This is a genomic window from Pradoshia sp. Z6_59, assembly GCF_058267515.1.
This window is the reverse complement of sequence record NZ_JBZCPP010000004.1, coordinates 120044-132012: the sequence shown is the minus strand read 5'-3', so window position 1 is coordinate 132012 and position 11969 is coordinate 120044. Positions and strand designations below refer to the sequence as shown.

13 protein-coding genes are annotated in these 11969 nt (G+C 38.9%); 1 reads left to right on the top strand and 12 read right to left on the bottom strand.

What is annotated here, in order from left to right:
• Positions 1-71: 71 nt before the first annotated feature.
• Genes AC4D4B_RS06065 through yqfC form a run of 3 tightly spaced genes read right to left on the bottom strand, consistent with a single transcriptional unit; the run spans position 72 to position 2536 of the window.
• Positions 72-1043: a PhoH family protein gene (locus AC4D4B_RS06065; RefSeq protein ID WP_490996629.1), complete on the bottom strand. Its 972-nt coding sequence runs from the start codon at positions 1041-1043 to the stop codon at positions 72-74.
• Positions 1044-1046: 3 nt separating this feature from the next.
• On the bottom strand, positions 1047-2234 hold the full coding sequence (gene yqfD / locus AC4D4B_RS06060; RefSeq protein ID WP_490999418.1) for a sporulation protein YqfD: 1188 nt from the start codon (positions 2232-2234) through the stop codon (positions 1047-1049).
• Positions 2235-2251: 17 nt separating this feature from the next.
• Positions 2252-2536 carry a sporulation protein YqfC gene (gene yqfC / locus AC4D4B_RS06055; RefSeq protein WP_066105239.1) on the bottom strand — a complete coding sequence of 95 codons (285 nt, stop codon included), beginning with the start codon at positions 2534-2536 and terminating at the stop codon, positions 2252-2254.
• 405 nt (positions 2537-2941) lie between these two features.
• On the opposite strand from yqfC, the gene AC4D4B_RS06050 reads away from it, so the two are divergent.
• The gene (locus AC4D4B_RS06050) at positions 2942-3448 is read left to right on the top strand and encodes a DUF1648 domain-containing protein (protein WP_490999417.1); all 507 of its coding nucleotides are present in this window, start codon (positions 2942-2944) and stop codon (positions 3446-3448) included.
• Between the two features lie 156 nt (positions 3449-3604).
• Here AC4D4B_RS06050 and AC4D4B_RS06045 read toward each other — a convergent pair whose 3' ends face one another.
• The 9 genes from AC4D4B_RS06045 to dnaJ form a co-directional block, all read right to left on the bottom strand.
• Complete coding sequence (locus AC4D4B_RS06045) at positions 3605-4156, bottom strand: YqfB family membrane protein (RefSeq protein WP_490996626.1); 552 nt, start codon at positions 4154-4156, stop codon at positions 3605-3607.
• 37 nt (positions 4157-4193) lie between these two features.
• Entirely contained in the window at positions 4194-5192 is a 999-nt protein-coding gene (floA, locus tag AC4D4B_RS06040; RefSeq protein ID WP_490996625.1) for a flotillin-like protein FloA, read from the bottom strand.
• A gap of 31 nt (positions 5193-5223) precedes the next feature.
• Positions 5224-6540 carry an NfeD family protein gene (locus AC4D4B_RS06035; protein ID WP_490996624.1) on the bottom strand — a complete coding sequence of 439 codons (1317 nt, stop codon included), beginning with the start codon at positions 6538-6540 and terminating at the stop codon, positions 5224-5226.
• A gap of 154 nt (positions 6541-6694) precedes the next feature.
• Positions 6695-7144, bottom strand: a complete 450-nt coding sequence (locus AC4D4B_RS06030; RefSeq protein WP_066105252.1) for a GatB/YqeY domain-containing protein — start codon at positions 7142-7144, stop codon at positions 6695-6697.
• 15 nt (positions 7145-7159) lie between these two features.
• On the bottom strand, positions 7160-7333 hold the full coding sequence (gene rpsU, locus AC4D4B_RS06025) for a 30S ribosomal protein S21 (RefSeq protein WP_066105253.1): 174 nt from the start codon (positions 7331-7333) through the stop codon (positions 7160-7162).
• 240 nt (positions 7334-7573) lie between these two features.
• Complete coding sequence (mtaB, locus tag AC4D4B_RS06020; protein WP_490996623.1) at positions 7574-8929, bottom strand: tRNA (N(6)-L-threonylcarbamoyladenosine(37)-C(2))-methylthiotransferase MtaB; 1356 nt, start codon at positions 8927-8929, stop codon at positions 7574-7576.
• Between the two features lie 5 nt (positions 8930-8934).
• The gene (locus tag AC4D4B_RS06015) at positions 8935-9681 is read right to left on the bottom strand and encodes a 16S rRNA (uracil(1498)-N(3))-methyltransferase (protein ID WP_490996622.1); all 747 of its coding nucleotides are present in this window, start codon (positions 9679-9681) and stop codon (positions 8935-8937) included.
• A gap of 203 nt (positions 9682-9884) precedes the next feature.
• Positions 9885-10823, bottom strand: coding sequence for a 50S ribosomal protein L11 methyltransferase (gene prmA, locus AC4D4B_RS06010; RefSeq protein ID WP_490999416.1), 939 nt, complete (start codon positions 10821-10823; stop codon positions 9885-9887).
• Between the two features lie 21 nt (positions 10824-10844).
• On the bottom strand, positions 10845-11966 hold the full coding sequence (gene dnaJ, locus AC4D4B_RS06005) for a molecular chaperone DnaJ (RefSeq protein WP_490996620.1): 1122 nt from the start codon (positions 11964-11966) through the stop codon (positions 10845-10847).
• Positions 11967-11969: the final 3 nt, after the last annotated feature.

The window sequence follows — 11969 nt, the reverse complement described above, 5'->3', positions numbered from 1 at the left end:
AATTGTAAGAATAACAAATTTATAATAAAAAAAGCCACAGTTAATTCTGTGGCATGTTTCTAACTTTATTATCACTGTTGAGTTGGTTCAAAATTTTCATATGCCTGAATGATTTTTGCAACAAGTGGATGCCTAACCACATCAGTTTGATCTAGGTGGATAAACTTAATGCCTGAAACATCTTTTAATATTCTTTCAGCTGCCCTTAGCCCTGATTGGACACCACGTGGCAGATCTATTTGTGAAGTATCACCGGTAACGACTATTTTAGAACCAAATCCCAGTCGAGTCAGGAACATTTTCATTTGAGCCTGTGTTGTATTTTGCGCTTCATCCAGAATCACAAAAGCGTCATCAAGCGTTCTTCCCCTCATATAGGCTAAGGGTGCTATTTCAATTGTACCACGCTCAATAAGTCTGGTTGTTTGTTCTAACCCTAAGATATCATGAAGGGCATCATAAAGAGGTCGTAAATATGGATCCACTTTTTCTTTTAGATCTCCCGGTAAGAAGCCCAAGCTTTCACCTGCTTCGACGGCCGGCCTTGTTAAAATAATACGTTTAACATGTCCATTTTTCAATGCAGTCACGGCCATAACAACAGCTAAATACGTTTTTCCCGTTCCGGCTGGACCAATCCCAAATACTAAATCTTTTCCTCTAATAGCAGAGATATATTCCTTCTGGCCCAATGTTTTTACACGGATTGATTTACCCTTAGCGCTTCTGGCAATTTCCTCATCATATAGATCAGAAAAGTATTCCAATGTACCGCTATTTGATAAATTTATCGCATAAACAACCTCACGAGGTCCAATCTTAATCCCTTTTCGTATAATGGCTAAAAGCGTTTGCAGGATCTCATCCGCTTTCTCCAAATTCTCAGGATTACCGGACACACTGATTGTTTCACCCCTGGAAACAATACTGACTCCAAGCTCACTTTCCAATATCTTTAGATTGCTATCATGTACACCAAACAGTTCTGCTGCCTCATTTGGTGATTCCAATTGTAAATTAATCAATTTAGACTTCTCTGACATTCGCTAGTCTCCTTGAATCATCGGTTGTCCGATTGCAATATTTTCTAAAACTTGATAATGTATAGTCATTTTAACTTTACCATTGTCAAGCTGGTTTTTCAAAATTTTTTCATTCATTATGGTTGCATCATCGGGAGCATTCTTCAGAACATCCTTTTTCCCCATATTCATCGCCTGCTTCTCCGCCTCAGTTTTTGTATAGACTCGTGTCACCTTTTCTTTACTGCGATATGTCTTCTTATGAAAGGCAACAGGAACCTCCCACTTCAAAAATTTAAATGTTTTTTCATCCTCTTCCACTTCATATTCTTTAAAATTATGTTCACCAAATCCCCATATCGGCACATGAGTATTACCAAAGCTTAGACTGTATTTATTTTTAGCATCACCATTAAACACATATAAATTCGTTTCGAGCGGAACCTCTACGCTTGTTTTATACCATGCTTCTCCCATGACCTTTCCTTTAGCTCCTACAAATTTTTGATTATCCTCTTTACCAATAAATCCGCTAACCAGGATTTGCCCCTTGCTGACAACCTGATGCTTTTCTACCAAGCCTTGTCCTCTTTCAACCAACGTTTGGACAATGGTCGCTTTTTTTGCGGAAATGAGATTCACATATAAATCAGCAGAGTTCTTCTTAGGCTGCTTTTTTTCAACAACCTGAAAATGAAAGGTCGTCCCTTCCAGCTGTACGCCAATCCAGGTAATGGATGGTACCCGTTCACTGAGCTCCTTTTGTATATCTTCCATATCCCCAACAGCAAACTGAAGCTTCCCGACTTTTATATTCATTTCATCCAATTCTTTACTGATTTGATGTTCAATCGCCGGACTGGCCCCTTCTATTTTTATCCCCCAAATCATATTAGATAGAATAAAAATGATCATAAAAAACAGCATCACACCGACCACCAGACCGCTGTATCTTTTCAGTTTTAAGGCAAAAAAAGGCCCTCCTCTTCTTTCTAAAAAAGAGACCTTACAGCCGCTGTTTCTTACTGCCTTCCTCAATTGAGGAATGTCAGATAGCTTCATATAAAAAACAACTGTTTCTGTGCCCATATTTTTTGCATCCCAAACTTGAATGCCCTCTTTAAGCATCCTGTTTATACATCGCTCTGTACCTTGCCCCTTTATTTTCACTTTAATATAGCCGGTAATAGTATTCGTCCATTGGTTTTTCATAAGAACCTCCTATTAGGTTATTCTTCGAGGAATATAACTTGATCAATTTTCCCTTCAAGTAAAATTTCTTCCGGAAGAATAGTTTTTAATACAAAAGCCTGACCTTTGACAAGGAGTTGTCCGTTCTTAAGCAGCAATCTTAATTCCTGGTCTGAAAATGTAAGTAAGCCTTTATGATTCTCTATGTAAATATGAATTTGACCCACCATCGTAATCCTTGGCAAATCCATCATGATATCCTGGGGCAGGTCCATTGCGGCCGTGACCCACCTCTTTAAACGATACCCCCATGCACGAGCCATAAGGAAACCTCCCTTTCCGCCGGTTAATATCTTCGTAATCATTACAGGCTGTTCTGTAAAATCACCTCATAATCATACTTATTCGTTAAGAGGTCATTAAATGCTTAATTAAAACGTTCCATTATCAATAATCTGACGGAGAGAAAACGTTGTTATCATTTATAATCCGATGTACATTCTAACGTTTACTTGATTAACAAATAGTGTTGTAGAGTTTGATTGGTCAGGTTTCATCTGTTTAAATCAATCAAGTAAAATCTATGACCAATTACCATAGGAAGAATTAGGATTAAATGTTAAAATATTTTGTGAAAGTTAATTCATACTATTCAATCAAATAACCTAAATCATGTAAAAGTGGACTTTCAACTATATAATTGAGGGTAATTAAAGGAGCTGACCGGAATGCCAAAATCTAATGCAAGACCTAAAATACACATACCGAAAACAAAAAGTGAGAGGATATGGGATACTATTGGTTATTCATGTTATATTGGATCTTTACTTTTTTTAATCTATATTTGGGGTGAACTTCCGGATAAAGTACCAGCTCATTTTAATGCTCAAGGCGAAGTTGACCGTTGGGATTCAAAGCAAGTACTTCTTATTTTGCCTATTATAGGTGCATTTCTTGCTATATTGATGCAATTTATTGAAAAATTCCCCCAATCACATAATTATCCTCAACGATTAAACAAAGAGAATGCTAAAGAATTTTATTTAAATAGCAGAAAAATGATAAATCAATTAAAAGCCATTTGTCTCATTATTTTTACATTAATCATAATTGAATCCGTTTCAATAGCACTAGAATGGGGTGGAGGACTCGGAGTCTGGTTCTTACCAATATTAACAGTAAGTTGTGCTATCCCAATCATTTTTGGCCTAATCAAACAAAGTAAAATCAGATAGCTAAGTCCCTTGATTTTTCATATTAATAGAATAACAAAACGCAGAGAGTACCAAACTCTCTGCGTTGTTCTATATAATCCTATTAAATCATTTGTAATGATAAAAAATGCAGACAAAAACTTCAAAAAGTTTCTGCCTGCATTCACTATAGAACTCTTATCTGATCTGTTTCCTTTTTGAACGGGGAGGACCCAATATTTCTGACATAACAAAAGCTTCCTGCAGGTTGATGTTCCGTACATCAAATCCCTGTTTAGAAGGCTTGACATGTCTTTCTGTTGCTTGTTTTACTGCTTTTTGAACTATTGGCTTGAATTCCCTCGGGACACTTACATCAACCGGGGTTTCTTTTATAACAACCGGCTTTTCAGCTTGCATTACTTTCTTTTTCTGAGCCTCATACTGCTCCTTTATTGTTTGAGCTAGAGAGGTCGCTTCTCTTTGCAAATCAGGATGCCCGCTTAATTTCTTTTTAATCTCTCTTTCGCGTTCCTGAATTTTTTTCCGGATATCATCATCCTGTTTCCCACCAATAGGCTGTGATTGTCCCTTAACAGGTTCACTTTTGTTTATTGGAGGAGATGTATATTTTCTATTTTGCGTTTCATCAGGCTTCTCTGTACCTTTATCCCTTTGAAAGAACCAGCTTATTAAAGTTATAATCAAAAACAGGATAATGGGATTATCCCATATAGCTCCCAAACTCATGGGCAGGACCTCCTTTCCCAGCATTCAGATAGGGAAATTATTCATCATCTGTATTTCGATCATCTTTGTTGGCTTTGCTTATGGATTCTCTCATTTGAGTATCAGATGCAAGGTTTTGATAGTTCATATAATCCATAACGCCCATATTCCCCGCTTTGAAAGCATGAGCCATTGCAAGCGGTACTTCAGCTTCTGACTCAACAACTTTTGCACGCATTTCTTCTACTCTTGCTTTCATCTCTTGTTCTTGTGCAATCGCCATAGCACGGCGCTCTTCAGCTTTTGCTTGCGCAATTTTTTTATCTGCTTCTGCTTGTTCTGTTTGCAGCTCTGCACCAATATTTTTGCCGATATCCACATCAGCTATATCAATAGATAAAATCTCAAATGCTGTTCCGGCATCCAGACCTTTACTTAAGACAGTTTGAGAGATACGTTCCGGATTTTCCAACACAGTTGTATGACTTTCACTGGAACCAATGGTCGAGATTACACCCTCACCAACCCTCGCGATAACAGTCTCTTCACCTGCACCCCCAACCAAACGCTCAATATTGGCACGTACAGTGATTCTAGCCTTTGCTTTAACCTCAATCCCATTAATAGCAACACCCGCAATAAACGGCGTTTCTATGACTTTAGGGTTAACACTCATTTGTACAGCTTCCAGCACGTCACGTCCTGCAAGGTCAATCGCTGCACAACGTTCAAATGTCAAATCAATATTGGCACGATGAGCCGCAATTAGTGCATTAACAACCCGATCTACATTACCACCGGCTAGATAATGACTTTCCAGTTGATTCGTTGTTACATTTAGACCTGCTTTTGACGCTTTAATTAAAGGATTGATAACACGGCTTGGAGATACTCGACGCAATCTCATCCCAACCAATGTAAAGATGCTTACTCTCACTCCGGAAGCGATCGCTGAAATCCAAAGCATAACCGGTACAAAAGTGAATAGTACTGCCAATAAAATGATAACTAAAGCAATGCCCACAAGAGCAAAAATAGATGCTGATGTTAATACCATTTGTTTATAACTCCCTTCATACTTCTAATTATTATGAATCTAATGGTCGTACTACTATACGGGAACCTTCTGTTTTAATTACTTTGACATGCGTTCCCTTCGTTACAAAACTACCTTCACTTACCACGTCAATTCTTTCCCCTTCAAGCGAGAGTGTTCCAGAAGGACGCAGGTCAGTGACAAGAATACCTACTTTTCCAACTAAATCATGACGATTAATATTAGAAACATATCCACTCTCCGTATTCGTAGAATCTGTGAGTATAATCCTATTAAAGGCTGTCATTTTCTTTCCAAATACTTTAATTAATATCACACTTGCTATAAATCCTGCAATCAATGCAATTAATATTGCGATTGCCATATGCTCCACATCCCCCGCAGCAAGAAAGAAGCTTGCTATAATTGCCATAAAACCAATAATTCCTACAATACCGCCAGGAAGGAATAATTCCAGTAACAGGAACGCTATTCCAACTATAAATAAAATTAACGGTTCATATCCAGCCAGACCTGATACCATATGTCCATAAAAAAACAATAACAGAGACGTAATACCGGCAAACCCAGGTAAGCCAAAACCAGGTGAATAAAGCTCAACGACAAGACCTATTGTACCAATCGACAATAGAATAGGAATTACAATCGGATTCGTAAGGAAACGGGCTACTTTATCAGCAAAGCTTTCACCAAATTGAATTAATTCAGCTTTTTCATATCCCAGCGTTTTTAATAATTCCTTTTGATTTTCAACTGTACCTTCACTATAACCGACCTTTACAGCCTGGCTTGCTGTGAGCGTAAGCAGCTCTCCTTTTTTCGCTCCATAATCTGGCAAATCAATATCCTCATCAGCCATTGCTTTAGCGTATAACGGATCTCTTCCACTTGATTCAGCAGCCTTTTGCATATTTGCAAGCCAATAGGATTGTGCTTTTTTATCAGCTGCATTTCCATCAGATGTTATGACAGCAGCTGCACCCATCGTTGCACCGGGTACCATATAAATCTCATCTGCATTTAAAGAAATAAATGCACCTGCAGATAGGGCTCGGTTATTAACAAAGGCTATTGTTTTTAATTTAGTATTTGCAAATGTTTCACCGATCTCATCTGCTGCATCTACCGCCCCGCCAGGTGTATTAATATCGAATATAATCGCTTCTGCCCCATCCTTCTCAGCGGTTGCTATCGCTCTTTTCAGAAAGTTAGATAGACCTTTTTCAACCTCATCTTGCAAAGGGACTATGTATACTTTATCAGCATTCGCATTTCCTGACGGTGGACCTGCAATTCCAATTAAAAAAAATGCAAAGATGATCATAACTGACCACCATCTTTTCCTCATACCTATTAACCCCTCCTTTCTTCTCCATTTTTGACGTCTTAATTCATTATACGTTATTTGCATGGATAAGTTTCACAATACTTAGATATTCATCATATAATTAATTTACGGGATATAAAAAACCCGCAAATTAAATTTGCGGGTTTTAAACGTCTTATTTTGTAAGATTTTGCAGTACAAGTTTATTGACTAAAGATCCATCAGCTTTACCCTTCACTTTTGGCATGACAGCAGACATTACTTTGCCCATGTCAGCCTTGGAAGTGGCATTCGTCTCGGCAATCGCTTGAGTAACAATCGCATTTAACTCATCCTCGGATAATTGCTGTGGCAAATATGCCTCGACAATCTCGATTTCTGATTGAAGCTTTTCGACCAAATCTTGGCGTCCTGCTTTATCAAATTCCTGGAGGGAGTCTTTGCGTTGCTTTAATTCGCGAGAAAGTACGGTTAACTCTTCATCTTCGGATAATTCTTGTTTACCAAGCTTTATTCCTTCATTTTGAAGAGAAGCCTTCACCATTCGGATGACGGAGAGCTTGTCTTTTTCTCTGTTCTTCATAGCTTGTTTCATATCGCTGTTTAAACGCTCAACAAGACTCATTTAAGGGCACCTCTTTTAGAACTTGCGTTTTCTCGCAGCTTCAGACTTTTTCTTACGTTTTACACTAGGTTTTTCATAGAATTCGCGCTTTCTTACTTCCTGCATAGTACCTTGCTTGGAAACTGTGCGTTTGAAGCGTCGAAGAGCATCTTCAAGCGATTCGTTTTTCTTAACGACTGTTTTAGACATCTCTTTCCCTCCCTCCGAGCACAACAACTCTAATTTCCTACACATAGAAGGAAACCATGTACCTTCAAATTATAATATATGTGTCGTTCAAGGTCAACTGTTATTCCTATAATCGTGTAGGTTAATTGAATGATTTAGATAATACAGATTTAAACTCTCCACTCTTTCTATCTATATATACCTCATTTTAAAAAAATAGAAACGGGCTGATGCGATCTGCACCAGCCCCACTGCCCAATATTATGAATTAACAACAACAGCTTGTTCAACCATATCATCCATCACACGGACAAATTGTCCTTCATTGTATGGATATCCGGCTTTTGTAATTTTTACTTTTACAATCTTTCCAACCATATCTTCCGTTGCAGGGAACACGACTTTCAAATAGTTATCGGAATACCCTTGATATAGTCCTTTTGTCTCTCCATCCTCATATAGTTCCTCAGGAATTACTTCGAGAACTTCATTTTCATAGCTGGAAGCATATTCTTTCGCAATCTGCTCAGATAGTGAAATCAAGCGATGCACTCGATCGTTTTTAACATCCTCATCCACTTGATCTTCCATGCGGGCAGCCGGCGTACCAGTACGTTTAGAATAAGGGAATACATGCAGTTCAGAGAAACGATGATCTTTAATGAAATTATATGTTTCCATAAACTCTTCCTCTGTTTCACCAGGGAACCCAACAATCACATCTGATGTCACCGCTAAGTCAGGAAGTACTTCACGCAATCTTTCCAGTCTTTCTGCAAAGAATTCAGTAGAATACTTACGGCGCATACGTTTAAGGACCGTATTAGAAGCTGATTGTATCGGAATATGCAAGTGAGGCACTACTTTATCAGACTCACGTAATACTTCAATCACTTCATCTGTTATTTGAGAGGCTTCAATGGATGAAATACGAATTCGTTTCAATCCTGCCACTTTTTGATCGAGTTCTCTCAATAGCATAGCGAGATTATAATCCTTCAAGTCTTCACCATAACCACCTGTATGAATACCTGTCAGGACAATTTCTTTATAGCCCGCTGCGACAAGCTGCTGAGCTTGGCGAATAACTTCCTGAGGATCACGGGAGCGCAGCAATCCGCGAGCCCAAGGAATAATACAGAATGTACAGAAGTTATTACATCCTTCCTGAATTTTCAGTGACGCACGCGTACGATCTGTAAAAGCAGGTACATCCATTTCTTCATAAACTCTCGTTTTCATGATATTTCTTACGCCATTAATAGGCTGTCTTTCAGTTAAATACGTATCGATATAACCTATTAATTTATCACGGTCCTGTGTTCCGACAACTATGTCCACTCCTGGAATTGCCATGATTTCTGCCGGTGAAGTTTGTGCATAACATCCCGTTACACAAATAACAGCATCAGGATTCTTACGTACGGCCCTGCGAATAATCTGCCGGCTTTTTTTATCTCCTGTATTTGTAACAGTACATGTATTAATTACATAAACATCCGAGCGTTGTTCAAAATCGACTCTTTCATATCCTGAAGCTTGAAACAGCTGCCATATCGCTTCTGTCTCATAATGATTCACTTTACATCCTAATGTATGGAACGCTACAGTTGCCATTCCCTTCACCTCGCTAATTCTAATTGATATGATATTGCTGACAATGCGTATAAAGGAGCAGTCTCTGTACGTAAAATACGCGGTCCAAGACTGCATGTTTGAAAGCCATTTTCTAAAAGTTGGTTCACTTCCGCGGTATCTAAGCCGCCTTCAGGGCCAAATACCATTAAAAGAGACTGCCCTGGTACCATCCCTCTAATTGTTTTCGCCAATTGCGAAGATTCCCCTTGCTTAGCGTCTTCTTCATAAGCAACCAGCTTATAATCATAGCTTTCAGCAAGATCTAACAATCTGCGAATATCTACAGGATCGTAAACACTTGGTATTTCAGTCCGATGGGATTGTTCTGCAGCTTCCTTCGCTATTTTCCGAAGCCGTTCTGTTTTCTTTGCAGCCTTTTTAGAATCCCATTTTACAATAGAACGAGTTGCATTAAAAGGGATAAAGGTATTTGCACCCAATTCTGTCCCTTTTTGGATAATCAATTCTAGTTTATCCCCTTTAGGCAAACCGTTCACAATAGTTACTTGAATGGGCAGTTCTTTTGTTCCTTCTATCCAATCAATAATGCGGCCAGTCAGAGCTTTATCTTGAATGGATTCAATTTTGACGATCGCCGTTTTTTTATCAATAACCCCATAAAATGTATCACCTGGATTCATTCGCATGACCCGGGTCATATGGTGAAAATCATCTCCGGTTATCGTCACTTCAAATTGATTATCTAATTTCTCAATAAAATATCTCTGCATGGCCTGCACCTTTCTATCCTTAAAATCAATAACGACTATAGCATTATTGCGGCGGAAAAACGTTTAGGCGTCTGCCTAATAATCCCTTACGAAATTCCTGCCTTCCGCGTTTAGTCCTTAACTTAAGTATAGTGGGAGTTTGAGCTCCCACTATACTCTAAACACCCACCTGAAGTGGTGATTTCTCTTAAATCAAGTAAGACTTATAATTTACGAGCTGTAATAGAGACCCAGTCTTCCATTGTCATGACATCCTCAATTACAAGTCCGGATTTCTGAATAGCTTCTTCAACTTCCCGGCGTTTTTGCTGGATGATGCCGGAAGATATAAAGGTTCCGCCTGGTTTAAGCACTCTCGCTACATCTTCTGTACAACGTACAATAATTTCAGCCAATATATTGGCTACCACTATATCTGCTTCAAATTCAATTCCTTTTAAAAGGTCATTTTGTTTAATTGTAACTTTATCATGGACCTTATTTAATTTACAATTCACCCTGGCACTGTTCACAGCTACCTCATCCAAATCAAGCGCTAAAATGGACTCAGCACCAAATTTTGCAGCAGTGATTGTAAGTACCCCTGAACCAGTCCCTACATCAATGACCTTCATCCCAGGTTTGACTGTCTTCTCAAGTGCTTGAATACAAAGTACAGTTGTAGGATGTGTACCTGTACCGAATGCCATGCCTGGATCCAATTCAATAATTTTTTCATCTGTATGAACCGGAGTGTATTCCTCCCACGTCGGAACGATTGTGACTTGTTCCGAAATCTTTACTGGATGGTAATACTTTTTCCATGCAGTAGACCATTCTTCCTCATTAACCTCACTGATGGTTACTTTATTATGACCTAGATCGATATCATATTTTATTAGATTATTGATAAGGTCCTTAATGCCATCTACTGTGTCACCAAGGAAACTTGTGACAGGGAGATAAGCTTTAATAAGTACGCCTTCTTCAGGAAAATCAGCAGGATTAAGTTGATAGATTTCTCCGAATACATTCTCCCTTTCACGAACCAATTCAAGCGGATCTTCAATCACTACCCCGCTTGCACCAGCCTCATGTAATATATTCGATATTGGTTCGATCGCTTCATTCGTTGTATGAATACATAATTCGGACCATTTCATTTTCTACCAACTCCTACCTGTTTATTCACCTTTTATTGCTCTTTTAACTTTCGCAAAAAAACCTTCATCATGTTCATCTAATTGTCCATGACCACTGATTTCAGCGAATTCGCGAATTAATTCTTTTTGTTTATCGGATAATTTTGTTGGCGTTACAACTAAAATACGGATGTGCTGATCACCTTGACCATATCCTCTAACGTTAGGAACACCTTTTCCTTTTAAGCGGAAGCGAGTACCTGTTTGTGTTCCAGCCGGAACTTTCAGTTTCACTTTACCATGCATGGTTGGAACTTCGATTTCATCACCCAATGCAGCCTGTGCAAAGGTAATAGGCATTTCACAGTAAATATCGTCACCATCACGCTCAAAGAATTCATGCGGTCTGATTTGGAAGACAACAAACAAGTCTCCCGGAGGGCCACCATTAATACCCGGCTCACCTTTACCAGGAACACGCAATTGTTGACCATCATCAACACCTGCAGGTACTTTGATTTGAATTTTATTCCGTTTTTTCACAGAACCTTTACCATGACAGGTAGCACATTTCTGCTTAATAATTTTTCCTGTACCACTGCAATGTTGACATACTCTGCGGTTTACAATTCGTCCGAATGGAGTATTTTGTTCTACATTTAATTGGCCTGTACCATTACAATGAGAACATGTTTCCGGCTTTGTGCCAGGTTTTGCTCCTGACCCTTTACATGTATCACACTCTTCCTCTTTCGGTATTTCAATGGTCGTTTCTGTACCAAATACAGCTTCATCAAATGATAATGTCATTGTATATTGCAGGTCTGCACCTTGACGGGGAGCATTTGGATCTCTTCTTCCCCCTCCGCCAAAGAAAGAATTGAATATATCTTCAAAGCCACCGAAGCCTTCGAAACCAGCTCCGCCTCCACCAAATCCCTGTGTTGGATCTTCGTGGCCAAATTGATCGTATCTTGCTTTCTTTTGATCATCGCTTAACACTTCATAAGCTTCCTGGATCTCTTTAAATTTTTCCGTAGCATCTGCTGCTTTATTGAGGTCAGGATGATATTGCTTGGAAAGGCGGCGATATGCTTTTTTTATCTCATCCTTCGAGGCATTTTTGCCAACCCCCAACACCTCATAATAATCCCGTTTGCTCATTCC